Annotated in this window: 21 protein-coding genes and 1 pseudogene; 15 read left to right on the forward strand and 7 right to left on the reverse strand. The window is 72.9% G+C overall.

The window, feature by feature from the left end:
- Nucleotides 1–96 precede the first annotated feature (96 nt).
- The 3 genes from PV419_RS35415 (at nucleotide 97) to PV419_RS35425 (ending at nucleotide 3,177) form a co-directional block, all read left to right on the forward strand.
- Nucleotides 97–1,503 (forward strand): acyl-CoA synthetase, encoded by a 1,407-nt coding sequence (locus tag PV419_RS35415; RefSeq protein ID WP_319695973.1) that lies wholly within the window; start codon nucleotides 97–99, stop codon nucleotides 1,501–1,503.
- A gap of 91 nt (nucleotides 1,504–1,594) precedes the next feature.
- Complete coding sequence (locus tag PV419_RS35420; protein ID WP_319695975.1) at nucleotides 1,595–2,482, forward strand: MurR/RpiR family transcriptional regulator; 888 nt, start codon at nucleotides 1,595–1,597, stop codon at nucleotides 2,480–2,482.
- A 107-nt stretch (nucleotides 2,483–2,589) separates the two neighbouring features.
- Nucleotides 2,590–3,177, forward strand: a complete 588-nt coding sequence (locus PV419_RS35425) for a hypothetical protein (protein WP_319695977.1) — start codon at nucleotides 2,590–2,592, stop codon at nucleotides 3,175–3,177.
- A 624-nt stretch (nucleotides 3,178–3,801) separates the two neighbouring features.
- On the opposite strand, the gene PV419_RS35430 is transcribed toward PV419_RS35425, so the two are convergent.
- The 4 genes from PV419_RS35430 to PV419_RS35445 all read right to left on the reverse strand — a co-directional run bounded on the left by PV419_RS35430 (nucleotide 3,802) and on the right by PV419_RS35445 (nucleotide 8,495).
- Complete coding sequence (locus tag PV419_RS35430) at nucleotides 3,802–5,205, reverse strand: diaminopimelate decarboxylase (RefSeq protein ID WP_319695978.1); 1,404 nt, start codon at nucleotides 5,203–5,205, stop codon at nucleotides 3,802–3,804.
- 69 nt (nucleotides 5,206–5,274) lie between these two features.
- Entirely contained in the window at nucleotides 5,275–6,840 is a 1,566-nt protein-coding gene (locus tag PV419_RS35435) for a protein kinase domain-containing protein (RefSeq protein ID WP_319695980.1), read from the reverse strand.
- 112 nt (nucleotides 6,841–6,952) lie between these two features.
- Nucleotides 6,953–7,396 (reverse strand): MerR family transcriptional regulator, encoded by a 444-nt coding sequence (locus PV419_RS35440; protein WP_319695982.1) that lies wholly within the window; start codon nucleotides 7,394–7,396, stop codon nucleotides 6,953–6,955.
- A 61-nt stretch (nucleotides 7,397–7,457) separates the two neighbouring features.
- Nucleotides 7,458–8,495 (reverse strand): NADP-dependent oxidoreductase, encoded by a 1,038-nt coding sequence (locus PV419_RS35445; protein ID WP_319695984.1) that lies wholly within the window; start codon nucleotides 8,493–8,495, stop codon nucleotides 7,458–7,460.
- 184 nt (nucleotides 8,496–8,679) lie between these two features.
- On the opposite strand from PV419_RS35445, the gene hutU reads away from it, so the two are divergent.
- The 4 genes from hutU to hutI all read left to right on the forward strand — a co-directional run bounded on the left by hutU (nucleotide 8,680) and on the right by hutI (nucleotide 14,289).
- Nucleotides 8,680–10,362, forward strand: coding sequence for a urocanate hydratase (gene hutU, locus PV419_RS35450; RefSeq protein WP_319695986.1), 1,683 nt, complete (start codon nucleotides 8,680–8,682; stop codon nucleotides 10,360–10,362).
- A gap of 110 nt (nucleotides 10,363–10,472) precedes the next feature.
- Nucleotides 10,473–11,684, forward strand: coding sequence for an allantoate amidohydrolase (locus tag PV419_RS35455; protein ID WP_319696152.1), 1,212 nt, complete (start codon nucleotides 10,473–10,475; stop codon nucleotides 11,682–11,684).
- The gene (locus PV419_RS35460) at nucleotides 11,681–13,024 is read left to right on the forward strand and encodes a formimidoylglutamate deiminase (protein ID WP_415925449.1); all 1,344 of its coding nucleotides are present in this window, start codon (nucleotides 11,681–11,683) and stop codon (nucleotides 13,022–13,024) included. Before PV419_RS35455 ends, PV419_RS35460 begins: the two co-directional genes overlap by 4 nt.
- Nucleotides 13,025–13,119: 95 nt before the next feature.
- Nucleotides 13,120–14,289, forward strand: a complete 1,170-nt coding sequence (gene hutI / locus PV419_RS35465) for an imidazolonepropionase (protein WP_319695990.1) — start codon at nucleotides 13,120–13,122, stop codon at nucleotides 14,287–14,289.
- 84 nt (nucleotides 14,290–14,373) lie between these two features.
- Here hutI and PV419_RS35470 read toward each other — a convergent pair whose 3' ends face one another.
- Entirely contained in the window at nucleotides 14,374–15,186 is an 813-nt protein-coding gene (locus PV419_RS35470) for an RNA polymerase sigma factor SigF (RefSeq protein ID WP_415925445.1), read from the reverse strand.
- A 406-nt stretch (nucleotides 15,187–15,592) separates the two neighbouring features.
- Here PV419_RS35470 and PV419_RS35475 point away from each other — a divergent pair, with 406 nt between their 5' ends.
- From PV419_RS35475 to PV419_RS35505, 7 genes are all read left to right on the forward strand, one after another.
- Entirely contained in the window at nucleotides 15,593–15,961 is a 369-nt protein-coding gene (locus PV419_RS35475) for an STAS domain-containing protein (RefSeq protein WP_319695992.1), read from the forward strand.
- Nucleotides 15,962–16,156: 195 nt separating this feature from the next.
- Entirely contained in the window at nucleotides 16,157–16,666 is a 510-nt protein-coding gene (locus PV419_RS35480) for an ATP-binding protein (protein WP_319695994.1), read from the forward strand.
- 203 nt (nucleotides 16,667–16,869) lie between these two features.
- Entirely contained in the window at nucleotides 16,870–17,631 is a 762-nt protein-coding gene (locus PV419_RS35485) for an LPXTG cell wall anchor domain-containing protein (RefSeq protein ID WP_319695996.1), read from the forward strand.
- Between the two features lie 129 nt (nucleotides 17,632–17,760).
- On the forward strand, nucleotides 17,761–18,720 hold the full coding sequence (locus PV419_RS35490) for a hypothetical protein (protein WP_319695998.1): 960 nt from the start codon (nucleotides 17,761–17,763) through the stop codon (nucleotides 18,718–18,720).
- 95 nt (nucleotides 18,721–18,815) lie between these two features.
- Nucleotides 18,816–19,952, forward strand: a complete 1,137-nt coding sequence (locus PV419_RS35495; protein WP_415925446.1) for a hypothetical protein — start codon at nucleotides 18,816–18,818, stop codon at nucleotides 19,950–19,952.
- Between the two features lie 14 nt (nucleotides 19,953–19,966).
- Entirely contained in the window at nucleotides 19,967–21,331 is a 1,365-nt protein-coding gene (locus PV419_RS35500; RefSeq protein ID WP_319696156.1) for a hypothetical protein, read from the forward strand.
- A gap of 130 nt (nucleotides 21,332–21,461) precedes the next feature.
- Nucleotides 21,462–23,135: an IS1182 family transposase gene (locus PV419_RS35505; protein WP_319696000.1), complete on the forward strand. Its 1,674-nt coding sequence runs from the start codon at nucleotides 21,462–21,464 to the stop codon at nucleotides 23,133–23,135.
- A 74-nt stretch (nucleotides 23,136–23,209) separates the two neighbouring features.
- On the opposite strand, the pseudogene PV419_RS35510 reads toward PV419_RS35505, so the two are convergent.
- Both PV419_RS35510 and PV419_RS35515 read right to left on the reverse strand, forming a co-directional pair.
- Nucleotides 23,210–23,395: pseudogene (locus tag PV419_RS35510) on the reverse strand (MFS transporter); the annotation flags it as partial.
- Nucleotides 23,358–24,668 carry a transposase gene (locus tag PV419_RS35515; protein ID WP_319696002.1) on the reverse strand — a complete coding sequence of 437 codons (1,311 nt, stop codon included), beginning with the start codon at nucleotides 24,666–24,668 and terminating at the stop codon, nucleotides 23,358–23,360. The gene PV419_RS35515 and the pseudogene PV419_RS35510, both read right to left, overlap by 38 nt.
- Nucleotides 24,669–24,922: 254 nt before the next feature.
- Between PV419_RS35515 and PV419_RS35520 the strand changes: the two genes are divergently transcribed.
- Nucleotides 24,923–25,603 carry a response regulator transcription factor gene (locus tag PV419_RS35520; protein WP_014177112.1) on the forward strand — a complete coding sequence of 227 codons (681 nt, stop codon included), beginning with the start codon at nucleotides 24,923–24,925 and terminating at the stop codon, nucleotides 25,601–25,603.
- The last annotated feature ends 3 nt before the right edge of the window (nucleotides 25,604–25,606 follow it).

Consider the following 25,606-nt stretch of genomic DNA (forward strand, 5'->3'; position numbering starts at 1 on the left):
CGGTCACAGGGACGCAATGTCGGTAGGGCTAGCCCCCCGAAGCGATTGGGGGGACAGGTACCTGTACCCGCGGCCCGCTGTGGAAGGAGCCAGTCCGTGTCCGCACCTCTGCTTACGTCCCTTGCCGAGCCGCGAGGCGACCGCCCCGACGCGCTCACCCTGGGCGGCCGTGCCTGTTCCCGCGAGGAACTGCTCGGTGCCGCGGGCGCGGTCGCGGCCCGGATCGCCGGGGCGCCGGTCGTCGCCGTGCGGGCGACCCCGACGGCGGAGACGGTGACGGCCGTGGTGGGCGCGCTGCTCGCCGGGGTGCCCGTGGTCCCCGTGCCGCCGGACTCCGGGCCCGCGGAGCGGGACCACATCCTCCGGGACTCCAAGGCCGCGCTGCTGCTGACCGGGCAGGCGGAGGACGGCGCCGGGCAGGCGGCCGGTCCCGCCGCCCCCGTCGAGACCGTCCCGGTGGACCTGGCGGAGCGCGCGGCGTGGAGCGGGCCCGAGCCGGACCCGGAGTCGACGGCGTTCGTCCTCTACACCTCCGGCACCACCGGCGCGCCCAAGGGCGCGCTGATCTCGCGGCGCGCGGTGGCCGCCGACCTGGACGCGCTGGCCGGGGCCTGGGCCTGGACGGCGGAGGACACGCTGGTCCACGGCCTGCCGCTGTTCCATGTGCACGGGCTGGTGCTCGGCGTGCTGGGCGCGCTGCGCGTGGGCGGCCGTCTGGTGCACACCGGCCGGCCGACCCCCGCGGCGTACGCGGCGGCGGGCGGCAGCCTGTACTTCGGCGTGCCGACGGTCTGGCACCGGGTCGTCCAGGATCCCGACGCCGCCCGCGCCCTGTCCGCCGCCCGCCTCCTGGTCTCCGGCAGCGCCCCGCTCCCCGCCCCCGTCTTCCGGGACCTGGAGTCGCTCACCGGGCACCGGCCCGTCGAGCGCTACGGCATGACCGAGACGCTCATCACCCTCAGCACCCGCGCGGACGGCGAACGCCGTCCGGGCTATGTCGGTGCCCCGCTGTCCGGCATCCGCACCCGCGTCGCCGCCGAGGAGGGGGCGGAGATCGGTGAGCTGCAGCTCACCGGCCCCACCCTCTTCGACGGCTACCTGAACCGCCCCGAGGCGACCGCCGACTCGTACACCGAGGACGGCTGGTTCCGCACCGGCGACATCGCGGCCATCGAGCCCGACGGCTTCCACCGCATCGTCGGCCGCGCCTCCACCGACCTGATCAAGTCGGGTGGCTACCGCATCGGCGCGGGCGAGGTCGAGAACGCGCTGCTGGACCACCCGGCGGTGCGCGAGGCGGCGGTCGTCGGCGCCCCGCACGAGGACCTGGGGCAGCAGATCGTGGCGTATGTGGTCGCCGACGGGGTGACCGAGGCGGAGCTCATCGACTTCGTGGCCGGGCAGCTCTCCGTCCACAAGCGCCCCCGCAAGGTCCGCTTCCTGGAGGCGCTGCCGCGCAACGCCATGGGGAAGCCCCAGAAGAAGCTGCTGCCCCCGGCCTGACCTGGCGCTCCGGTGCCTCCTTGCTCCGTCTGCATATAGTCATGCACAGTCGCAGGTGGATGAATGGCGAGGCTAGGGGCGGGAGCGGGCGATGAGCGGGAACACGGGGGCGTCGGCGGAGGCGGAGGCCCGGGCGGCCGGGGCGGGGAGCGGCGCCGCACGGCTGCAGCAGCTCTTCGAGGGCCACCGCCTGACGCCCACCCAGCGGCGCATCGCCCACTGCATGGTGCGGCAGGCGGCCGACGCGCCGTTCCTGTCGAGCGTCGAACTCGCCGAGCTGGCGGGCGTCAGCCAGCCGTCGGTGACCCGCTTCGCCGTCGCGCTCGGCTTCGACGGCTACCCGGCGCTGCGCAGGCATCTGCGGGAGGTCGCCCCCGCCGTCGAGCGGGTGGCGGGCGCGGACGCGTACAACGAGTACCAGCAGGCGGTCCAGTCGGAGATCGACAACCTGCGCCACCTGGCCTCCCTGCTCGCCGACCCGACCCCGGTCGCACGGGCCGGGCGGCTGCTCGCCGAGTCCCGGCCGCTGCCGGTCCTCGGGCTGCGCGCGGCCTCCGCCCAGGCGGGCGGCTTCGCGTACTTCGCGCGCAAGGTCCACCCGGACGTACGCCTGCTGGACGAGGGCGGCACCATGCTCACCGACCGCGTCGACGCCGCCGTGCGCGCGGGCGCGACCGCCCTGCTGTGCTTCGCCCTGCCGCGCCATCCGCGCGAGGTCGTCGAGTGCCTGCAGTACGCCCGGTCCGCCGGGCTGACCGTGGTGACGGTCGCCGACAGCGCCTTCGCGCCGGTGGCCCGCCACAGCGATCTGCTCCTGCCCGGGGCGGTGGGCACCGGCCTCGCCTTCGACACGGCCTGCGCGCCGATGCTGCTGGGGCGGGTGCTGCTGGAGGCGATGTGCGACGCGCTGCCGGACGCGCAGGCGCGGCTGGAGGAGTTCGACGCGAAGGCCGCGGAGCGGGGGCTTTTCGTGGAATGAGCGCGTCTCAGGGAATTCTTACCCCCGGTGACTGGAGTCCCTCCCCGAACGGATGTATGTACGGCTTGTGTGTGAGCCGAGATTCGGTGACGAGGAGGAGGTCTGTCGTGGGGCGCGGGGCGTATGCGCTGGCGCGGGTGGCCGTGGTCGTGCGGGTGCCGGCGGGGTGGCTGTGGTGGCTGGGCGTACTGGCCGCCGGAGTCGGAGTGTTGGTGCCGGGGCTGACGGGGCGCCGGATCGGAGTGCTGGCCGGGGCGGCGCTGTTCCTGATCGCGGCGGCCGTGGCCTTCCTGGTGCGCCGGGGGCGGTATCTGGAGCTGGCGCGCGGTGCCTCGCGCGCGGGCAAGTCGGTGTTCCTGCAGGACCGCGCGGTGACCGTACGGGCCAGGCGGCGGGCGCTGCGCTGGTGGCTGCTGGTGGCGTTCCTGGCCGCGGTGGGGTCGTCGTTCGCCGTGCCCGCGGCCGCCGGGATGCTGCTGGCGGGGACCGGCGCGGGCCTGTGGGCGAAGGCGCTGTGGCTGGGCCGCTGGGAGCAGGCCAACGACGTGCTGCTGTGGGTGCGCGCGGAGTGGGTGGCCCGCGGCAAGCCGGCGGGCAAGGGCGTCAGCGCCTACCAGACGACCGGGATCGTGGCCGGTGACGCGGGCCCGGGCGGCACCAGGCGGGGCCGCGCGGCGCCCGCGGCGGCGCGCTGACGCCGCGTATGCCGCGCTGACGCGACGACGGCGGCCCCCGCGGCGCGGGCGCGCTTGCGACGCGGGGTGCCGCTCGGAAGGTGACCGCCCCCGCGGGCCCCGAAGGCCGCGGAGCGGCCGGAGGCGGCCGTGGTGGTCCTGCCGGCCGAGGCCCCGCGGCGCGACCGCGCTCGCGCCGCGCCGGCGGTGTGGGCGTCGTGGTGGCGCCGCGCGTGTTGCGCCGATGCCGCGCCGGTGGGCCGGTGCGCGGTGCTACGGGCGGGGGCGCCGCCGCGTTCCGCGCCGTTCGTGCCGCCCGCGCCCGAGGGTGCAGGCCCGACGGTGCGCAGCGCCGTTGACGGCCGCGCTGACGTGGTGCGCGTCGCGCGCACTGCGGTGGGGCGGGTGCCCCACCCCCGCGCGACGACCGGCGGGTGTTCGTTCCGCAGGTGTGCGTTTGTGGACCCTTGTCGGCGCGGCGCCGCTGCGCGTGGCCGACCTCGGTCGGCGATCCCGCGCGTCGCGGGCGGCGCGCTGCCCGGGCGGCCCGGCGTGCCGCGCGTCGAGGCGGCGAGCAAGCCGCTGGTCTCGGGGGCCGGGGACGTCCCGGGCCCCCGAGGCGAGGGTGAGGGTGGCCGGGCGGGGTCACAGTCCCGACAGCGCGCCCATGTGCTCGCCGCCGCTCTCCGCGACGATCTCGTCGAGGGACTGTGGCGAGCGCACGGGGGCGAAGCGCACGCGGCTGTTCTTGCCGCCGTTGCCGCCGTCGACCGAGAAGCCGTAGATCCCGGGGCGGGGCAGGCTGTTGTACGCGAAGTGGTTGGAGAAGTAGTACGCGCCCGTGTCGAGCAGCGCGACCAGGTCGCCCGGCGTCAGCTCGGGCAGCGGCCGGTTCACGGCGACCAGGTCGCCCGCGAAGCAGCACGGCCCGGCGACGTCCTGGGCGACCGGGCCGTCCGGCCCGGTCGGCTTGGCCACGCCCCGGCTGTCGTACGCCACGACCCGCAGCGGCCATGACTCCGGGGCGAAGACCGTGCGCGTGGCCAGCTGGGCGCCCGCGTGGGTGATGGCGATCGGGCGGCCACCGGCCGACTTGGCGTACTCCACGCGCGCCAGCACCGTGCCGGACTTGGCGATCAGCGACCGCCCGAACTCGGTGACCAGCCCGTACCGGCCGTCGAACAGCCCGGGGACGGTGTCGCGCAGCAGCAGGGCGTAGTCGAGGTAGCCGGGCGTGACCTCGTCGGAGCCGAAGCTGACGGGCAGCCCGCCGCCGATGTCGAGCGTGTCGATCTGCTGCCGTCCGACCGCCCGGTTGATCTCCTCGGCGAGCTCGTACGTAGCCCGTACGCCCGCCGCCATCAGCTCCAGCGGGCACCCCTGCGAGCCCACGTGTGCGTGCAGCCGGGTCAGCCAGGGCCGTTTGGTGAACGCGTTCACAACCCACTCGCGCGCCCCCGGGTCCAGCAGCGCCACCCCGAACTTCGAGGTCGCAGTGGCGGTGCTGAGCGCCCCGATGCTGCCCCCGCCCACCTGCGGATTGACCCGCAGCCCCAGCGGGCTGAGCAGCACCGCGGGCCCGGGGCCGTTTCGCGGCGCCACCAGCGAGTCCAGGCGCGCCAGCTCCTGCGGGTTGTCGGCGTTGACGGCGATGCCGAGCTCGATGGCCTCGCGCAGCTCGGAGGTGGACTTGGCGGGCGCGTCGAGCACGATGCGCTCGGGCCGGACCCCCGCGGCCCGGGCCAGGGCCAGCTCGCCGGGGCTGGCCACCTCGCAGCCGATCCCCTCGTCGGCCAGCAGCCGCAGCACGGGGACCAGCGAGGCGGCCTTGACGGCGAAGGCGTGCAGCACGGGCGTGCCCGGCGCGACGACCTCGTCGAAGGCGGCCCGCAGCTCGGCCGCGGCCGCCCGGATACCGGCCACGTCCAGCAGCCCGACGACGGGCTGATCGGCCCCGATCAGCCCCTGCTCCACGGCGGCCCGCACCGCCCGCTCCCGACGGGCGGCCACCACGGCCCCCGCCCCCGCTACGACCGGATTCGATGTCATGCCCTCAGCCAACCACCACGCCGCCCGGCCGCCCAGCCCGTCCGGCTCACGGTCCCGCGGTGAGAGACGTCAGAACGTGCCGGGCGTCGGCCGGTACACGCCGCCCGCGCAGGATTCCAGGGCGATCTGCAGCCGGAGCGCGCGAGCGTCGCGTACGGCTTTGTTCTCCGAGATGAGGTGGTACTCCACCTCACGCGCATCCCGCGAGCCGGAGGGCAGCAGAGGAGCCGGCACCGACCCCGGTACGTCGGGCTTGAGGACGGCCCGCACGGTGAGGGTGCAGCCGGTGCGGGTGGGCGCGTAGGTCACGTACGACAGGTCCTGCCACGGGACGTCCCAGACGGTTTGGCCCAGTCGCAGCGTCAGCCGGTCGCGGCTCACCCGGATGGCGCTGCGGTGCAGGTACGGCAGCGCGTGGATCAGGCCGGCCAGCAGGCAGGCGGCCGCGAGGACGCCGCCTAGGGCCAGCCCGATCATCTGCGCGCCCGAAAACCCGGCCGCGGCCGTAACCCCCACCAGGGCGAGCGCCGCCAGCAGCACCGGCCTGCGCATACGACGCCTGAAGGCGGCCCCGCCGCCGTCCTCGACGGCGAACGCGTCCGCGGCCGGTGCGGGACCGGTGCCGGGGCGAGGCTGGGCGGGCCGGCCGGGCGGCTCGTGGGACGGGGCCTGCCGGCCCCGGGGCGGGGTCCGCGGGCCGGGCGGTGCGGGCGGTGCGGGGTGGAACGGCGCGGGGTGGGTCGGCTGTGCGTGCGGCGGGGTGGGCGTCCGCGGGTCGAGGGCCGTCGGGGTGCGGGCCGCGGCGGGGTCGAGCACCGTCGGCACCCCGCCTGTCAGCGCCGTCGCCACCTCCGCCGCCCGCGGCCGGGACTCGGGCGACTTCGCCAGACACGCCTCGACCAGCGGCCGCACGCTCGGCGGCAGTCCGCCCAGGTCCGGCGGCTCGTGGACGACGCGGAACAGCAGGGCGTGCGTCGGGCCCTCGCCGAACGGGCCGCGCCCGGTGGCGGCGAAGTTCAGCACGCTGCCGAGGGAGAAGACATCCGATGGTGGCCCGGCCTCCCGCCCGGTCGCCTGCTCGGGCGACATGAAGCCGGGCGTGCCCATCACGGTTCCGGTTGCCGTGAGGGCCGTGCCTCCGCCGCCCTCGAGCGCCTTGGAGATCCCGAAGTCGATCACGCGTGGGCCGTCGTCGAGCAGTAGTACGTTCGAGGGCTTCAGGTCGCGGTGCACCAGCTTCTCGCGGTGGAACGCGGTCAGGGCCTCGGCGAGCCCGGCGCCCAGCCGCCGCAGTGACGGCTCGTCGAACGGCCCGTGCGCCGCCAGGTGTTCGGCGAGCGAGGGGCCCGGCACGTACTGGCTGGCGACCCAGGGCGTCGGGCCGTCCGGGTCGGCGTCGACCACCGGCGCTGACCAGAAGCCGCCCGCTTTAATGGCCAGCTCTATCTCTCGCCGGAAACGCTGTCTGAACCCTGGGTTGTCGGCGATTTCGGGCCGTACGAGCTTGACCGCGACCCGTCGCCCGGAACCGGACTCGCCCAGGAAGACCTGGCCCATCCCTCCCGCGCCGAGACGGCGGATCAGCCGGTAGGGACCGATCGAGGCCGGGTCGTCGGCCTGGAGTGGCTGTGACAATGCTTCCCCCGCTCCGCAGATGCTCGCTGCGGAGCCCCACGATACTCACGGTGCGGTGCGGCGGCGGTTTCTGCCCTGTCCCCCTGCCGGCGAAACCTTGACGGACGTGGCTCTAACCGGCCGCCGGCGTTCGCGTGGGGCCCAGGTCGCGGCCGAGGTCGCGCAGCGGGCCGCCGACGCGCTGTGCGAGCCCGTCGCGCAGCTCCGTCAGCCGCTCGATGCGCTCGTCGAGATACGCCAGCCGGCGGCGGACGATCATGTTGGGGAGGGTGCACAGGCCGGGCTCCCCGTCGGCGCGGGGCTGGGCGGCAGCGGGGCCCACCCCGCGGCGGCTCGGCTGGAGCGCGGCGATGGCCGCCACCAGGTTCCGTACGTCCTCGATGGTCAGGCCCGCGGTCAGCAGCTCGCGGACGGCCCGCAGATGTCGTACGTCCTCGGCTGTGTAGTCGCGGTGGCCGGAGGGTGTGCGGCGCGCGGTGAGCAGCCCGCGCTGCTCGTAGTAGCGCAGTGCCCGCGGTGTCAGCCCGGCGGCAGCGGCCGCGTCCCCGATCCGCATGGGTGTCCCCCCGTTCCCTCTGTTCGTTTCCGCATTGAGGGCCATTGTCGTGGCGAGCCGCTTACAACTCCACCAGCACCGCGCCCACATGGCGCCCCTCGACCAGTTCGCACAGCGCGCGCGGCGCCTGCTCGATGCCCCGTAGCCGGGTGTGCGGGTAGGCCATCGTGCCCTCGCTCAGCGCGCGGCCGAATTCGCGCTCGTACTGCGGATACGCGTCCATGTGGTCGAAGGCCGCGATGCCGCGCAGCGTGATCCCCCGGGCGATGAGGCCGAAGGTGCTGATCTGGACGGTGGCCATGGCGTCGCCGGTCAGCTGTGCGGACAGCGCGCCGACGAGGGCGAAGCGGGCGCCCCGGCGGGCCACGGCCAGCGCGGCCAGCAGCTGGTCGCCGCCGACGTTGTCGAAGAGGGCGTCGATGCCGTCCGGGGCCGCCTCGCGCAGCTGGTCCTCGATCGGTCCGGCGCCCCGGACCACGGCCGCGTCGTAGCCGAGCTCCTTGACCAGGTACTCGGCCTTGCGCCGGGAGCCGGTGGAGCCGATGACCCGGGCGGCGCCGCGCAGCCGGGCGAACTGCCCGGCCAGCGTGCCGACCCCGCCGGCCGCGCCGGTGACGAACACGGTGTCCCCGGCCCGCACCTCGGCCCCGCGCACCACCCCCAGCCAGGCGGCGAAGCCCTGCGACAGATACGCGGCGGGGTCGGGCAGCGCCCCCGGGCTCAGGCGCTCCGCCTCGGCGGCGTCCACGACCGCGTACTCGCGCCAGCCCAGCCGGTGCCGGACCAGCTCGCCGGGGGTGAATCCGGGGGCGAGGCCGGTGCCGGGCGGGGCGGCGACCACCTCGCCGATGGCCGGGCCGTGCATGGGGTCGCCGGGCCGTTGCAGCAGCTGGGGCAGGTCGAAGCTGTCGGGGTCGGACATCGTGAGGGGCCGCATCACGGCGGCGACGTTCATCAGCCGGTTGCGTACGAGCACCTGCCCGGGGCCGGGCTCGGGCACGGGGGCGGTGGTGACCTCGAAGTGGTCGGTGGTGAGCGTGTCCTGGGGCCGGGCGGCCAGCAGCACCTGGCGGTGGGTGGCGGGCACGGGCAGTGGCATGGAGCGCTCCTCGGTGTGGCGGGAGTGGCGGTGAAGCGGAACGCCGAGACGGTAAGACCTGACGTATACGTCAACCGCAAGCCCGTCTCCTCGGAACACCCCGCGAGGCGGTATTGACTAGCTCTATTCATCGAAGCAAAGATGTGAATATCTCGATCCAGTCGACGGCAGGGAGGCACGGCCCATGTCAGGACCGCGACCCGTACGCGCACCGCGCGGCACCGAGCTCAGCGCCCGGGGGTGGCAACAGGAAGCCGCCCTGCGGATGCTGCAGAACAACCTCGACCCGGAGGTCGCCGAGCACCCGGACAAGCTGGTCGTCTACGGCGGCACGGGCAAGGCGGCCCGCGACTGGCGCTCGTTCGACGCCATGGTCCGCACCCTCACCACGCTGAAGCAGGACGAGACGATGCTGGTCCAGTCGGGCCGGCCGGTCGGCGTGATGCAGACCCACGAGTGGGCGCCGCGGGTGCTGATCGCCAACTCCAATCTGGTCGGCGACTGGGCCAACTGGGAGGAGTTCCGCCGCCTGGAGGCGCTCGGCCTGACCATGTACGGCCAGATGACCGCGGGGTCGTGGATCTACATCGGTACCCAGGGCATCCTCCAGGGCACGTACGAGACCTTCGCCGCGGTCGCCGCGAAGCTGCATTCAATGGGTAAAGGGGTCAACGGCACCCTGGCCGGGACCATCACCCTCACCGCCGGGCTCGGCGGCATGGGCGGCGCCCAGCCGCTCGCGGTCACCATGAACGACGGCGTCGCCCTCTGCGTCGACTGCGACCCGCGCGCCATCGAGCGCCGCATCGACCACCGCTACCTGGACGTACGGGCCGAGAGCCTGGAGCACGCCCTCCAGCTGGCCGTCGAGGCCCGCGATGCCAGGCGGCCGCTGTCCATCGGCGTCCTGGGCAACGCGGCCGAGCTGGTCCCCCAGCTGCTCGCGATGAACGCCCCCATCGACATCGTCACCGACCAGACCAGCGCCCACGACCCGCTGGCGTATCTGCCGCTGGGCGTGGACTTCGACGAGATGGCCTCGTACGCCGCCGAGAAGCCCGCCGACTTCACCCAGCGGGCGCGCGAGTCCATGGCGAAGCACGTCGAGGCCATGGTCGGCTTCATGGACGCGGGCGCCGAGGTCTTCGACTACGGCAACTCGATCCGCGGCGAGGCCCAGCTGGCCGGATACGACCGCGCCTTCGCCTTCCCCGGCTTCGTGCCCGCCTACATCCGCCCCCTCTTCTGCGAGGGCAAGGGCCCCTTCCGCTGGGCGGCCCTGTCCGGCGACCCCAAGGACATCGCGGCCACCGACAAGGCCATCCTCGACCTCTTCCCGGAGAACGAGTCGCTGGCCCGCTGGATCAAGCTGGCGGGGGAGCGGGTCCACTTCCAGGGCCTGCCCGCCCGGATCTGCTGGCTCGGCTACGGCGAGCGCGACAAGGCGGGGATGCGCTTCAACGACATGGTGGCCGACGGCACGCTCGCCGCGCCGCTCGCGATCGGCCGCGACCACCTGGACTGCGGCTCGGTGGCCTCCCCGTACCGCGAGACCGAGGCGATGCTCGACGGCTCGGACGCGATCGCGGACTGGCCGCTGCTCAACGCCATGGTCAACGTCGCCTCGGGCGCCTCCTGGGTCTCCATCCACCACGGCGGCGGCGTCGGCATGGGCCGCTCCATCCACGCGGGCCAGGTCACCGTCGCCGATGGCACGCCGCTGGCGGGCGAGAAGATCCGCCGCGTGCTGACGAACGACCCGGGCATGGGCGTGATCCGCCACGTCGACGCGGGCTACGACCGCGCGGACGAGGTGGCGGCGGAGCGAGGCGTCCGCGTCCCGATGCGCGAGGAAGACACGGCATGAGTGGGGGCGATCGTCCCGCAGGGCAGAACGGGTGGGCACAACCCACCCACCGGTCCGCACCCGCGCACGATACGGAAACCAGCGCGAGGGCCGGCGCCTCGTTCCACGAGATGTGGCGCGACCTGCTCCCCCTCGGCCGCAACGCGACCACCCACGGCTACCGCCGCTACGCCTGGACCGCCGCAGACGCCGACTGCCGCGCCTGGTTCCGCGCCCAGGCCACGGCCCGTGGCCTGGGCTACGAGGAGGACCGCAACGGCAACCAGTGGGCCTGGCTCGGCGACCCCGCCGCCGGGGACGCCGTCGTGACCGGCTCGCACCTGGACTCCGTGCCGGACGGCGGCGCCTTCGACGGCCCGCTCGGCGTCGTCTCGTCCTTCGCCGCGCTGGACGAGCTCCGCGCGCGCGGGGCGCGCCCCGCCAAGCCGCTCGCCGTCGTGAACTTCGGCGACGAGGAGGGGGCCCGCTTCGGCCTGGCCTGCGTCGGCTCGCGGCTGACCGCCGGGCAGCTGAGCGCCGAGCAGGCGCATGCGCTGCGGGACGGCGACGGGGTGAGCCTGGCGCAGGCCATGGAGCGCGCGGGGTACGACCCGGAGGCGATCGGCCCCGACCCGGAGCGGCTGGCCCGCATCGGCGCGTTCGTGGAGCTGCACGTCGAGCAGGGCCGCGCCCTCGACGCGCTGTCCGACAGCGGCTCCGCCGCGGGCGCTCACCCCGTCGGCGTCGCCTCCGCGATCTGGCCGCACGGCCGCTGGCGGTTCGACTTCCACGGCGAGGCCAACCACGCCGGGACGACCCGGCTGGAGGACCGCCGCGACCCGATGCTGACCTACGCCAACACCGTCCTGGCCGCCCGCAAGAAGGCGCGGGTCGCCGGGGCGCTGGCGACGTTCGGCAAGGTCAGCGTGGAGCCGAACGGCGTCAACGCCATCGCCTCGCTGGTCCGGGGCTGGCTGGACTCGCGGGCCGCCGACGAGGAGACGCTCGCGGCCGTCGTCGGCGAGATCGAGCGCGCTGCCGTGGAGCGCGGGCGGCGGGACGGCGTGGACGTGCGGGTCACGCGGGAGTCGTTCACACCGGTGGTGGAGTTCGCCCATGGCCTCCGTGACGAGCTGGCAGGGCTCCTCGGCGGCGTCCCGGTCCTGCCCACCGGCGCGGGACACGACGCCGGCATTTTGTCCGCGTCCGTACCAACCGCCATGCTGTTTGTAAGGAACCCCACCGGCGTCTCGCACTCACCCGCCGAGACGGCGGCCGAGGACGATTGCCTCGCCGGGGTGACGGCACTCGCGGACGTACTGGAGGGCCTGGCGTGTCGCTGACGGCGCAGACCTACTGGGCGGAGCACGCCTGGCTGGGCGAGAGCGTGGAGCCGAACGTGCTGATCGTGACGGCGGTCGACGGCCGGATCAAGGCGGTGCGGGCGCATACACCCGTGCCGCCCGCCGGGGCCGTCTGGCTGCGCGGCCTGACCCTCCCGGGCCTGGCCAACGCCCACAGTCACGCCTTTCACCGCGCCCTGCGCGGCGTGGTCCAGGTCGGCAGCGGCACGTTCTGGACCTGGCGCGAGGTGATGTACGGCGTCGCGGACAAGCTCACCCCGGAGAGCTACTTCGAGCTGGCCCGCGCCGTCTACGCCGAGATGACCATGGCGGGCATCACCTGCGTGGGTGAGTTCCACTACCTTCACCACGCGCCCGGCGGCACCCGCTACGACAACCCCAACGCGATGGGGGAGGCCCTGATCGCGGCCGCCGCCGAGGCCGGGATCAGGATCACCCTCCTCGACACCTGCTATCTCTCCTCCGGATTCGGCGCCGAGCCGGGCACCCATCAGCTGCGCTTCTCCGACGGCACGGCACAGGCCTGGGCGGAGCGGGTGTCCGCGCTCAAGGGCGACGGCAACACCCGCATCGGCGCGGCCGTCCACTCGGTGCGGGCGGTGCCCGTGGACCAGATCGGGACTGTCTCCGGCTGGGCCGACCACCACGCGGCGCCTCTCCATGTCCACCTCTCCGAGCAGACCGCCGAGAACGACGCCTGTGTCGAGGCGCACGGCTTCACGCCGACCCGGCTGCTCGCCGACCACGGTGTGCTGGGCCCGCGCACCACGGCCGTGCACGCCACCCACCTCACCCCCGGGGACATCCGGCTCCTGGGCCACTCGGCCACCGGCGTATGCATGTGCCCGACCACCGAGCGCGACCTCGCCGACGGCATCGGCCCGGCCGCCCAGCTGCAGGCCGCGGGCTCCCCGCTCTCCCTGGGCAGCGACAGCCACGCCGTGATCGACATCCTGGAAGAGGCGCGCGCCATGGAGATGGACGAGCGGCTGCACACCCGCACCCGGGGCCACTGGAGCGCGGCCCGGCTGCTGCGCGCCGCCACCGTCGACGGCCACGCCGCCCTCGGCTGGGGGGACGACGCGGGCCGGATCGAGCCCGGCGCGCTCGCCGACCTCACGACGATCGCGCTGGATTCCGTCCGCACGGCGGGACCGCCGCCCCGGCTCGGGGCCGAGACGGCCGTATTCGCGGCGACCAACGCGGATGTCCGGCACACCGTGGTCGGCGGGCGCCATGTCGTACGGGACGGGCTGCACCAGCTCGTCCCGCGGGTCCCCGAGGCCCTGGCCGAGGCCGTCGCGGCGCTGCGGGACTGAGCCGCGGCCCCGCGCACAGTCCCAAGGACGGCCGCCCCGCGCACAGCCCCCAGCACAGCCGCACGCACGGCCCTATGAAGGAGAACGCCCCCGCGATGACGACCGCGACCGCCATCATCGACATCTCCACCCTCGTCACCAACGACCCCTCCCTCGGCGAAGGCCCCCTCGGTCTGCTCCAGGACGCGGCCGTCGTCATCGACGGCGACCGCGTCGTCTGGGTCGGTGAGTCAAGCAAAGCACCCGCCACTGACAACCAGGTCGACGCGGGCGGCCGGGCGCTCCTCCCCGGCTTCGTCGACTCCCACTCCCACCTGGTCTTCGCGGGCGACCGGACGGAGGAGTTCAACGCCCGGATGTCCGGCCGCCCCTACAGCGCGGGCGGCATCCGCACCACCGTCGCCGCCACCCGCGCCGCCTCCGACCGGGACCTGGACGTGAACGTGGCGCGCTACGTCCGCGAGGCGCGCCGCCAGGGCACCACGACGCTGGAGATCAAGTCCGGCTACGGCCTCACCTCCCAGGACGAGGCCCGCTCGCTGGAGATCGCCTCCGCCTATACCGACGAGGTCACCTACCTGGGCGCGCATGTCGTGCCGCCCGAGTTCGCCGACGACCCCGCCGCGTACGTCGACCTGGTCACCGGCCCGATGCTGGACCTCTGCGCCCCGCACGCCCGCTGGATCGACGTGTTCTGCGAGCGGGGCGCCTTCGACGGCGACCAGGCCCGTACGATCCTCACCGCCGGGGCACGGCACGGTCTGACCCCGCGCGTGCACGCCAATCAGCTGACCCGGGGACCCGGTGTCCGGCTGGCCGTCGAGCTCGGGGCCGCCTCCGCCGACCACTGCACCCATCTCTCCGACGCCGACGTCGACGCCCTGGCCCAGGGCGACACGGTCGCCACCCTCCTGCCGGGCGCGGAGTTCTCCACCCGCTCGCCGTACCCCGACGCGCGCCGCCTGCTGGACGCGGGCGTGACCGTGGCGCTCTCGCCCGACTGCAACCCGGGCTCGTCCTTCACCAGCTCCATGCCCTTCTGCGTGGCGCTGGCCGTCCGCGAGATGGGGATGACCCCGGACGAAGCGATCTGGGCGGCCACGGCGGGCGGGGCGCGGGCCCTGCGCCGCACCGACGTCGGCCGGGTCGCCCCCGGCGCCCGCGCCGACCTGGCCCTGCTCGACGCCCCCTCACACGTCCACCTCGCCTACCGCCCCGGCGTCCCTTTGGTCGCGGCGGTCTGGCAGGGCGGCACCCTGGTCTGACCGAGGCGGAACGGGGCATGGGCGCGGGCGCGGATAAGGGCCCGTCCCAAGTGGGGCGGGCCCTTATCCGTCTGCGGTGAGCGCCTACTCCTCGACCGTCAGGCCCCTGCGGAGCCTGACGAGTGTGCGCGACAGCAGCCGGGAGACATGCATCTGGGAAATGCCCAGCTCATCGCCGATCTCCGATTGCGTCATATTTGCCACGAAACGCAGCGAGAGAATCTTCCGGTCACGCGGCGAGAGGTCCGCGATGAGGGGTTTGAGGGATTCGACATATTCGATGCCCTCAAGTCCGTGGTCCTCATAGCCGATACGGTCCGCGAGCGCGCCCTCGGTGTCGTCCTCTTCCGGCTGGGCGTCCAGCGAGCTCGCGGTGTACGCGTTGCTCGCGGCCATGCCCTCGATGACCTCGGCGGTGGTGAGGCCCAGCCGCTCGGCCAACTCGGCGGCGGTCGGGGCGCGGTCCAGCCGCTGGGCCAGCTCGTCGCCGGCCTTGGCCAGGTCGAGCCGCAGTTCCTGCAGCCGCCTGGGTACCCGCACCGACCAACTGGTGTCCCGGAAGAAGCGCTTGATCTCGCCGACGATGGTCGGCATCGCGAAGGTGGGGAACTCGACGCCCCTGCTGAGCTCGAAGCGGTCGATGGCCTTGATGAGGCCGATGGTCCCGACCTGGACGATGTCCTCCATGGGCTCGCTGCGGGAGCGGAAGCGGGAGGCGGCGAACTTGACCAGGGCCAGGTTGAGCTCGACCAGGGTGTTGCGCACGTACGCGTACTCGTGCGTGCCTTCTTCGAGGATCTCGAGCCGCTCGAAGAGCGTCTTGGACAGCGCCCGCGCGTCCACCGGCCCCACCGTCTCGTACGGCGGGATCTCCGGTAGGTCGGCCAGTTCGGGCATGTCCTCGAAAGGACGGCCGGTGGCCGTGGGGCCATCCGGGCCGGAAGTTGACTGTTGTGATGATGTGATTGCCGACGAGGCGATGATCCGAGTGTCCTGAGTGGCCGATGTGTTCACAGAGGAATCGGTGCGCGATTCGTCGAGCCGGGGTGACATAAGTCTCCTCCCTCATTCTCGGCATATGGCTGCCGATGCCATTACGAGCTGCTGCGGTTTGCGGCGCCTCCAAAGCCGGCCGTGGCGGGTGTGTCTCTCTACGCCTACCCGCAATCACCTGCAAGTGGCAAGTCCATGTTGTCCATATTTGGCGAAGTATGTGGATTGTTCAGCTACCGGAGGGCGTGCAGAAGGCGTAATGTTCGACGCGCGCAATCGAAAGCAACGAGACGCCAGAAGAGGTGCGCACATGGACCGCCAGATGGTCGGCAGCGCCAGCAAGGGCCGACTGCAGGTCGAGGTTCGGCACCACGGGGCGAGTGCGGTCGTGACGCCGGCGGGTGAGCTGGACCACCACACCGCCGAGGCATTGCGCGAACCGCTGGAGGCCTGCGTGGAGGAGGGGCATGCGCGGCTGGTCGTGGACTGTTCCAAGCTGGAGTTCTGTGATTCCACCGGGCTCAACGTCCTCCTCGGCGCCCGTCTGAAGGCCGAGGCCGAAGGCGGTGCGGTCCATCTGGTCGCGATGCAGCCGGTCGTGGCGCGCGTGTTCGAGATCACAGGCGCCGAGGCCGTCTTCACGGTGCATGACTCCCTGGACGCGGCGCTCGTCGAGTAGTGGCGGCCCTTCCTGTTTCCGGTGCTGCCCGGGTGCGTCTTCGGCGCGTCATGGATGCGTAGTCCTCGTCACACGAGAGGTTCGGGGAAAGTGGGTGTTCTCACGCTTTCGTCGGGCAGGAGACAGGCTGAAACTGTTGAAAAGATCAGGCATTCCTTGACCCTGAATCGGTGAATCGGTGAGGTGAAGCCGCTGATGAGCACCACCCGGCCGTACCCGCCGGGCGACCGTGGCCCGGAGCCGGACGGCCCCGCTGCTTCGGCCACCCCAGCGGTGAGCCCACCCGTCGGGCACATCCGCCAGATCCGCAGGCTCCACCTGATCGGAGCCAGCGGCGCCGTGCCGCGCGCCCGCGACTTCACCCGCGAGGCGCTGCGCGACTGGGGCTGGCTTCCGGCCGTAACGGCCGATCAGCGGGCCGCCGCCGAGGACGTCCTGCTCGTCGTCTCCGAACTCGTCACCAACTCCTGTCTGCACGCCGACGGGCCCGAAGAGCTGCGCGTCAGCTGCTCGGCGAAGGTGCTCCGGCTCGAAGTGGTGGACCTCGGCTCGGGCACCCCCGCCCCCCGCACCCCGCACCGCGCGGGCCGCCCCGGTGGCCACGGCATGTTCATCGTGCAGCGGCTGTGCCTCGACTGGGGGGTCGTACGGAACCCCGAGGGCGCCGGCAAGACGGTCTGGGCTGAACTGGCCGCTCCCTCCTGACGCCCGGGGCCGCTCCCGGCCTCCCGGCAATCCGGCGGACACGGGCCCACGCAGGCCCCGGTTTCCGCATCTTCACCCGCTGCGCGCCGAACCGGCGCGCACTTTGTCTTCCCTCGACAAGGTCCCCGGCGTACTGTCAGCGCCCGATCTGATGTGTCGTCAGTAATATTCGGCTGCGGCACTTGACGAGAGGGGATCTCGAGGTGTCCCACACAGAACGCCACGCGGTCGGCCGTGGCGCAGCCCTCGCACTCGCCGCTGCCGTGGCCGGTTCGGCGGTACTCCTCGCCGCCCCGGCCGCGCGGGCCGCCACCGTGGATGTCGACTACAAGTGCAAGACACCGATCGGTGACAAGAGCGCCGTGTCGCCCATCGACATCAAGGCCGTGAAGAGCGGCAGTGCGTACAAGCTCACCATGTCCTTCCAGAAGGGCGTCTCCTCCAGCCCCGTCGAGTTGGGCAAGGGCGCGATGCATCCGAGCGCGCTCATCAAGCTCGGCGGCGCGGAGACCGGCACGCTCCAGGTCTCCGGGCCCCCCAACGCCGAGGCCATCCCCGCCAACACCCCCATTAAGATCACCGACCTGACGGGTACGTACACCCCGAAGAAGACCGGGAAGGTCACCTTCACCGCCTCGACGCTCACCATCAAGGCGCTGGGCACCACCACGACCTGCACACCGGGCAACAACCCGGGGCCCTCGCTGACCCTGGACGTCACGGGCGCGGGCGGCTCCGGCGGCACCAGCGGTTCGGGCGGCTCCGGCAGTACGGGCGGGAGCGGTACGGGCGGATCCGGCTCCAGCGGCACCAGCGGTGCGCAGAACTCCTCCGGCGGCAGCCTCCCGCAGACCGGACCGGCTGACTCCGCGATCGCCCTCGGCACGCTCGGCGCCACCGTGGTCCTCGCCGGCGCGGCCGGAACGCTCTGGCTGACCCGCCGCAGGCGCCCGCACCGGGCCTAGGGCCACCGGGCGCACGACGCACGGACGCGGGGACGCACGGACCTCGCGGTCCGCCTCGGGCGGCGGGCCGGTCCGGCGCCGCCCCGCGGCCACGCACGAGCACGAGCACCAGCACCCAAGGAGCCGCCGATGCCGTCTCGTATCCGCGCAGCATGGACGGTCGCCGCCGCGTCCGCCGTCGCCGCCGCGCTGCTCACCGCGCCCGCCACGGCCGCCGGGCCCGACTGGTCCGCGAGGCCCGCGGCCGGGGGCGCGGCCGGGCCGGGCGCCGGCGACCGGCCGTACTTCTACCTGGAGGGCGGGCCGGGCAGCGCGCTCCAGGACCGGCTCTCGCTCGTCAACCGTGGCAAGCGGCCCCGCACCGTCCGATTACGTGCCGACGACGCGCCCCCTGACGCCTCATCGGCGGCGCGGGACAGCGGCGCGTGGATCTCGTTCGCCGCCAAGCGGGTCACGGTCCCGGCCCGCACCCGTGCCGACGTCCCCTTCACCCTCACCGTCCCGCCCGAGGTGCCGCCCGGCGACCACCCCGGCGCCATCGTCGTCACCGGCGGCGGCCGGGAGGTCCGGGTGCCGGTGCATCTGCGGGTGAGCGGGCGGACGCTGGCGGCGATCTCCGTCGAGGACGTGAAGGTGGTCAAGGCCGGCGGCGGGGCCACCATCCAGTACGCGCTCGTCAACCGCGGCAACACCGTGCTGACGCCCCGGCTGGCGGTGCGCGCCGACGGGCTCTTCGGCGAGGTGCTGCGCCGGGACGCCCGCACGCTGCCCGTCGAGGTGGCGCCCGGCCGCCGGGTGCGGCTCTCAGAGAAGTGGCCGGACGCGCCCGCCCTCGACTCGGTGGACGTCACCCTCACCGTCACCGCGGCGGGCGGCGCCCACGCGGCCGCCTCCGCCGGTTACACCGCCGTGCCCTGGGGCGTCCTGGCCGGGGCGGCGGCCGTGGCGCTGGGCGCGGTCGCGAGCACCGGCGCCTGGCTGCTGCGGTGGCGGCGCGGCCGCCACCGCCCCGGGGACGGCGACGCGCCCGCGGAACCGGCGCGGGAGGCAGGGGAACCAGCAGGCACGGGGTCAGGAGCCATGACGTGACAGGCCGTACGGACACCCAGCCGACCCCACGCTCGGCACCAGCACCAGCACCAGCACCAGCACCCGCACCCGCACCCGCACCCACACCAGCACCCGTGCCTACGGACGTGCCCGCGGCCCCCCGCGTACGCCGCCCGCTCGCCGCGCTGCTGGCCGTCCTCACGCTCGTCGTGCTCGCGCTGGGCACACCGCCGCAGGTCCGGGCGGCCGCCGCGGCCGACGGCCCGACCGCGACGGTGTCCAAGGAGGAGGCGGGCGCGGGCGGCACGGTCACCGTGAGCGGCCGGGGCTGGCGGCCGCGCGCCCTGCTCATGATGCTCATCTGCGGGCAGAACATGATCGGCGGCACCAACTCCTGCGCCAACTCCGACGGCAGAGCGGTCACCACCGACGCGAAGGGCGTCTTCCACAAGAAGCTGCCGGTCGCCGAGCCGCCCAAGCCCTGCCCCTGCGTCATCCATGTGGCGACCGTCACCGGCGAAGCCGCCTACGCCGATGTGCCGTTCCGGGTCGCGGGGCATCCGGTCGTGCCGCTGCCGAAGCAGGAGGGGACCGGGGGCGAGCGGCTGCGGGCGCTGTCGGCGCGGCTCGACGGGTCGAGCGGACTGCTCACCTGGTTCGGCGCGCCCCCGCAGCGCCGTCTGGTGGTCACCGTCGCCAACCTCGGCTCCACCCCGGCCCGCGACCCGGTCTTCCAAGTCGGCACCTCGCACGGCGTGTTCGCCCCCTCCTGGGAGGAGCAGCAGTGGCGGGGGACCATAGCGGCCGGGAAGAAGGCGCAGGTCAAGCTCCCCGTCGAGCTGTCGGCGGGTGCGCACGGCGACTACCAGGTGTCGCTCAAGTACGGCCGGAAAGTGCTGGTCGAACAGCCATGGACGGTGGGGCGGCCGTGGGGCGTCACGCTCTTCTGGATTCTGCTGTGCGTGGTGGTCCCGGCGGCGGTCTTCCGTATCGGCATGGCCGTCGTGGACAAGGTGCGGCCGCGTACGGCGGTGGTCGCGGCGCGCGGCGGTGATGACGACGGCGCGCTGCCCTGGTTCACCCCGGACACACTGCCGGGCGGCGCGCTGCCGCACACCCGGAGCACACAGAACACACAGAACACACAGAACACACAGAACACACAGAGCACACAGAGCACACCGAGTGCGCACAGCGCGCACGGCACACAGACGCAACACCTTTCCGCACCGTCCCAGGAGAACCGACCGACCCCGAAAGGATCGACGTGAGTACGCAACGAAGAGTGGGCGCGGCAGCGGCTGCGCTGCTGCTCGGCGGTGCGGGCGTGCTGATGGGCGCGGGCACCGCACGGGCGGCCGAGGTCTCGTACGCGACCGAGTGTCTGCCGCCGCCGATCTCCGGCCTGCCTCCGGTGGAGGGCACCACGACAGTGGAGGTACAGGCCCCGGCGACGGCGAAGGTCGGCGACGAGGTCGAAGTGGTCTGGAAGACGGTGCAGGCCGCCTCCAAGAACCCGCCGATCCTCGATATTGAGGAGAACACCGTCAAGCCGACCGGCACCCTCACGGTGGGGGGCGCGCAGACGGGCGAGCTGGCCATGGAGGGGCCGCGGGAGAACCCGGCGATCCCCAAGGACAGCCCTATGAAGCTGGCCGATATGAAGGGCAAGCTCAAGCTGACGCAGGCGGGGGAGGTGACGCTGACCCCGGGCGCGTACAACATCAACGTCAGCAAGCCGCTGTCCACGGACACCAAGTGTTCGGCGAAGGAGACGGTCAAGGCCGCGGCCACGATCAAGGTGACGGGCAGCGGCGGCACCACGACGGGCGGCTCGACCACCGGGGGCAACACCACCGGCGGGAACACGACAGGGGGTAACACGACAGGGGGTAACACGACAGGGGGTAACACCACCGGAGGGAACACGACGGGCGGCAACACAACCGGGGGCAACACCACCGGGGGCAACACCACGGGCGGCGGTGGGGGCGGCGACTCGTACACCGGCAAGGAGGTCTCGGTCGCCTACGCCTGCAAGACCCCCATCGGCGACAAGAACGCCACCTCCCCGGTCCGCATCAACGCCGTCAAGAACGGCGGGAGCTTCGACCTGACCGTGAAGTTCGGCAAGTCCGTCATGGACAGCCCGGCCGACATCCCCGCGGACTCGGTCAAGCCGTCGATGGCCGTCAAGGTCGGCGGCGCGGACAAGGGCACGGTCAGCGTGGTGGGCCCGACCAACAAGGAGGCCATCAAGTCCGGCGCCCCGATCGAGATCCCCGACCTCACCGGCACCTACAAGCCCGGCGCGAGCGGCAAGTCGACGCTCACCCCCGGGGTGCTCACGGTCAAGGCGCTCGGTACGACGACCACCTGCACCCCCGCCAAGGACACCCAGGCCTCGCTGGAGCTGGACACCACGGCCCAGTCCAGCGGCGCCTCGGGTGGCGACAGCAGCAGCGGCGGCTCGGGCAGCAGCGGCAGCTCCGGATCCACCGGCGCCGGGACCAGCGGCGGGCTGGCCGAGACCGGCGCCAGTGACCACGGCGGCCTCAAGGCCCTCGGGCTGGTGGCCGGCACGGCCATCCTGCTCGGCGCCGCTGTCTTCACCCTGACCCCCTGGCGCAAGCTGCGCGGCACGCGCTGACGCACGGCGTACGCAGGGGCCCGGCGCGATCACCCGGACGCTGTTGGTTAATTCGGGCCCTGCGTGACGTCGGCCTTCAAGTACCGGTTGTGGTCTTGAAGGCCGACGTTGTCGTTTGGGGTGGGTGTCGATGTCTATGCAGCCGAAGGGGTCCGGGGAGATTCCGGCGGAGACGGTGCGGGTGGCGCGGGCCGCGTTCCCGAAGGGGAGTCTGGCGATCCGGGTCCGGGACGAGCTGGGGCCGCTGTTCACCGACGAGGAGTTCGCGGACCTGTTCCCTGCGCGGGGGAAGCCTGCCTGGTCACCGGGGCGCCTCGCGTTGGTGCTGGTGTTGCAGTTCGTCGAGGGGCTCACCGACCGGCAGGCCGCCGAGGCGGTGCGGGCGAGGATCGACTTCAAATACGCCCTCGCGTTAGAGCTGGCTGACCCGGGCTTCGACTTTTCGGTGCTGTCGGAGTTCCGGGACCGCCTCATCGAAGCGGAGGCGGTCAGGCGGGTGCTGGACGGCATCCTGGCCGCGGCCCGGGAGAAGGGCCTGCTCAAGACGGCCGGCCGGGCCCGCACCGACTCCACGCACGTGCTGTCTGCGGCCCGTCAGTTGTGCTGGCTGGAGATGGTCGCGGAGACGCTGCGCTCGGCGTTGAACACGGTGGCCGAACAGGCCCCCGAATGGCTGGCCGGCATCGCGGAGCCGGACTGGTTCAAGCACTACGCGACGAAGGCCGAGGACTCCCGGTTTCCCCAGGCCCGTGCCAGGCGGGATGAGGTGGGCCTGCGGATCGGCAGGGACGGGACGCGGCTGCTTGAGGCGGTCTTCGCCTCCGGCGCACCGCACGGTCTGCGGGCGCTGGACGAGGTGGAGATCCTGCGGCGGGTGTGGGTGCAGCACTTCCACCAGGTCGGCGGCGAGGTGGCACGGCGGGACCCAAAAGACCGGCCGCCGGGCGCGATGCGTCTGGTCACGCCCTATGACATCGAGGCCCGGGGCAGCGTCAAACGCGACACCTTCTGGGACGGCTACAAGATCCACCTCACCGAGACCTGCGAGCCAGACACCCCGAACCTGATCACGAACGTGGCCACCACCGACGCCACCGTCCCCGACAACGTCATGAGCGAGGTGATCCACGCCGGGCTCGCTGCACGCGACTGCCTGCCCGGTGAGCACTGGGTCGACGCCGGATACCCCACCGCCACCGCTCTGGTGACCACCCGCCACCGGTACGGCACCGCCCTGCACGGCCCCGTCGCGGCCAACACCAGCGCACAGACCAGCACCGCAGGCGGCTACGACCAGGAAGCCTTCACCATCGACTGGGACCAAAAGAAGGTCACCTGCCCCGGCGGCGCCACGAACACCACCTGGAGCAACCGGCTCTCCCAGCAAGGGCTGCCCGTGATCCGGGTGCGGTTCTCCGTGCTGGACTGCCGGCCCTGTCCGGTGCGGCGCGAGTGCATCAACTCATCCACCGCCGAACGCCGCGAACTGCGGCTGCGACACCACGACGAACACCACGCGCTCCGCACGGCCAGGGCAGAACAGCAGACCGACGACTGGAAGGAGCGCTACAAGATCCGGGCCGGCGTCGAGGGCACCATCTCCCAGGGCGTCGGGCGCTGCGGCCTGCGCAGATCCCGCTACCGCGGCCTGGCCAAGACCAGCCTCCAGCACCAGCTCACCGGCGCCGCCCTCAACCTCGCTCGCATCGACGCCCACCTCACCGAAACACCGAGGGCCCGCACCCGCACCAGCCACTTCGCAGCACTTCGCCCCGCCGAGCACCAGCTCAACGGGGCGAAGTGATCAGGAGCCCGAATAAACCAACAGCGTCCGATCACCCGCGCCGGGCCCCTCACACATCGCTCATCCGCGCCGCCTCAGTGAACGTCGCCCATCAGCCGCCCGACCTGCTTGCGGTACAGGTAGATCGCGACACCGGCCGCCGCGGCCACCGCCGCCTCCAGCGCGATGATCCCCACGCCGCTCAGGTCGACCCCCGCGATGGACAGCAGGCCCGTGGTGCAGTCACCCGCGGTGACGGCCAGGAACCACACGCCCATCAGCACGAGGAGGGCCCGCATGCCGTAGAAGGTCAACTACCCTTCGCTCAAGCGAAGGGCTTGCACAGCGGGCGTCACTGGCGGTGGCGCTGCGCTTGCGTCCAGCCTCACCCCGGGATGAGGCAGGGGCCGTTGACTGGGCCCCGCGTCGCCACAACTGCCGCGCTCTGGCGCGGATGTTGCGGGAGCCGTTCCGGTCTGCGTGATCAACGAATCCGCAGGACCGGCACGCGAACCAGGCTTGACTCACCCGGTTCGCCTTGTCGATGTGGCCGCATTCGGCGCAGGTGCGGGAGGTGTACGCCGGATCGACGTACACCACCGGCACCCCGGCCTTGCGGGCCTTGTACGCGATGAAGCCGCCCAGCTGGGCGAAGGCCCAGGAGTGCACGGTGGCCCGTTGGGGCTTACGGAGCCGTACCCGCTCACGGATGCCCCTGAGGTCTTCCAGGGCGATCCCGCGACCGGTGCGTTCTGCCACGGCCACCACATGCTTCGCGATCTTGTGATTGGTATCCCTCGCCCGCCGCGCCTCCTTGCGGCGCCGCTTCTTCAACCGGCGCCTGGCCGACGGTGTGTTCTTCCTCTGCAGCTTGGCGCGCAGCGTCCGCTCGCGGGCCCGGGTGCGGTCGAGAGCCCGCCCCGCCATGATCTCGCCGTCCGAGGTGGTGGCGATGTTGACGATGCCCAGGTCGATACCCAGGAAGTCCGCGGGGTCGGTGTTCGGCGGCGCTTCGGGCACCTCGCAGGTGGCCATGAGGAACCACATGCCGTCCCGGCGCACAAGGTCCGACTCGCCCTGGCGGTGCAGGGCCAGGGTGGCGAGCTGCTCCACGGATGCGGTGAATCTGACGTCCTTGATGCGGCCGGTCAGTGTCCAGATCGAGACTCGCCGCTCGGCGATCTGCCAGGACAGCATCCGGTCGTCATAGGGCTGGGCGCCCTCGGGGCGGAAGGTGATCGGCTTCTCGGTGGCCTTGCGGTAACGCTTGGAGCCCGGCCTGCCGAGGTTCCCGGCCTTCAGGTTGGCCTTCAAGGTGGCGTACGCATCGCATGTCTTCTTGATGACATGCTGGGCAGCCTGCGCCCCAAGCCCCCACCGGGCCCGGATCTGCGCATAGGCGAGTTTACGCAGCGCGAAATTTCGGCTGATCCCGCGTTCGTAGGCGAGGGAGCTGACCCAGGTGGCCGCCTCGTTGCAGGCGGTCAGCGTCGTCTCCAGGGCCGACGCCTGCTCGGGCGTCGGCAGGAGCTTCACTTGGACCACCAGCTTCATAACCGCGACTCTACGTGGCCAGGCGCACAAGCACTTCAGCTCCGAACATCAGTTCACTCGCACGTGCGACCTCATCGTACGCGCGTTCGCCATCCTCGGCTCCGCCGGGCTGTGATGCCGGTGCTCAGCACCCAGAAGAGACGAGGCTGTGACGCTCCGCGCCGAAGGCGCGCCCGGTGGGGGTGTCCCGCGCCGGGCCGACAGAGTGCCTGTGCGCGCCCCGTGCCCGAACCTGGTCGGACTACCATCACCCCATGACCCGAGTACTGCTCGCCGAGGATGACGCATCCATCTCGGAGCCGCTCGCCCGCGCCTTGCGCCGTGAGGGGTACGAGGTAGAGGTGCGGGAGGACGGACCGACCGCGCTCGACGCCGGCCTGCAAGGAGGCGTCGATCTGCTCGTCCTCGACCTGGGCCTGCCGGGCATGGACGGCCTGGAGGTCTGCCGCCGTCTGCGTACGGAGGGCCACGGCTTCCCCGTCCTGGTGCTCACCGCGCGCGCGGACGAGGTGGACACGGTGGTCGGCCTGGACGCCGGCGCCGACGACTACGTCACCAAGCCGTTCCGCCTCGCCGAGCTGCTGGCCCGGGTGCGGGCCCTGCTGCGGCGCGGCGCCGTCGAGACACAGGCGCAGCAGCCGGCCACCCACGGGGTGCGCATCGACGTGGAGTCGCATCGCGCCTGGATGGGCGACGAGGAGCTGCAGCTGACCGCCAAGGAATTCGATCTGCTGCGGGTCCTGGTCCGGGACGCGGGGCGGGTCGTCACCCGTGACCAGCTGATGCGCGAGGTGTGGGACACCACCTGGTGGTCGTCGACGAAGACGCTCGACATGCACATCTCCTGGCTCCGCAAGAAGCTCGGCGACGACGCGGCCAACCCCCGGTACATCGCCACCGTCCGCGGGGTCGGGTTCCGATTCGAGAAAAGCTAAGAA

Origin of the sequence: Streptomyces sp. ME19-01-6 (genome assembly GCF_033793745.1) — a bacterium.
Taxonomy (GTDB): domain Bacteria; phylum Actinomycetota; class Actinomycetes; order Streptomycetales; family Streptomycetaceae; genus Streptomyces.

Bases quoted from the DNA above. Each gene is read 5' to 3' on its own strand.
- PV419_RS35420 (WP_319695975.1), top strand. From the start codon at position 1,595: ATGAGCGGGAACACGGGGGCGTCGGCGGAGGCGGAGGCCCGGGCGGCC.
- PV419_RS35520 (WP_014177112.1), top strand. From the start codon at position 24,923: ATGACCCGAGTACTGCTCGCCGAGGATGACGCATCCATCTCGGAGCCG.
- PV419_RS35505 (WP_319696000.1), top strand. From the start codon at position 21,462: ATGTCTATGCAGCCGAAGGGGTCCGGGGAGATTCCGGCGGAGACGGTG.
- hutU (WP_319695986.1), top strand. From the start codon at position 8,680: ATGTCAGGACCGCGACCCGTACGCGCACCGCGCGGCACCGAGCTCAGC.
- hutI (WP_319695990.1), top strand. From the start codon at position 13,120: ATGACGACCGCGACCGCCATCATCGACATCTCCACCCTCGTCACCAAC.
- PV419_RS35440 (WP_319695982.1), bottom strand. From the start codon at position 7,396: ATGCGGATCGGGGACGCGGCCGCTGCCGCCGGGCTGACACCGCGGGCA.
- PV419_RS35475 (WP_319695992.1), top strand. From the start codon at position 15,593: ATGGACCGCCAGATGGTCGGCAGCGCCAGCAAGGGCCGACTGCAGGTC.
- PV419_RS35455 (WP_319696152.1), top strand. From the start codon at position 10,473: ATGTGGCGCGACCTGCTCCCCCTCGGCCGCAACGCGACCACCCACGGC.
- PV419_RS35470 (WP_415925445.1), bottom strand. From the start codon at position 15,186: ATGCCCGAACTGGCCGACCTACCGGAGATCCCGCCGTACGAGACGGTG.
- PV419_RS35480 (WP_319695994.1), top strand. From the start codon at position 16,157: ATGAGCACCACCCGGCCGTACCCGCCGGGCGACCGTGGCCCGGAGCCG.
- PV419_RS35490 (WP_319695998.1), top strand. From the start codon at position 17,761: ATGCCGTCTCGTATCCGCGCAGCATGGACGGTCGCCGCCGCGTCCGCC.
- PV419_RS35445 (WP_319695984.1), bottom strand. From the start codon at position 8,495: ATGCCACTGCCCGTGCCCGCCACCCACCGCCAGGTGCTGCTGGCCGCC.
- PV419_RS35430 (WP_319695978.1), bottom strand. From the start codon at position 5,205: ATGACATCGAATCCGGTCGTAGCGGGGGCGGGGGCCGTGGTGGCCGCC.
- PV419_RS35515 (WP_319696002.1), bottom strand. From the start codon at position 24,668: ATGAAGCTGGTGGTCCAAGTGAAGCTCCTGCCGACGCCCGAGCAGGCG.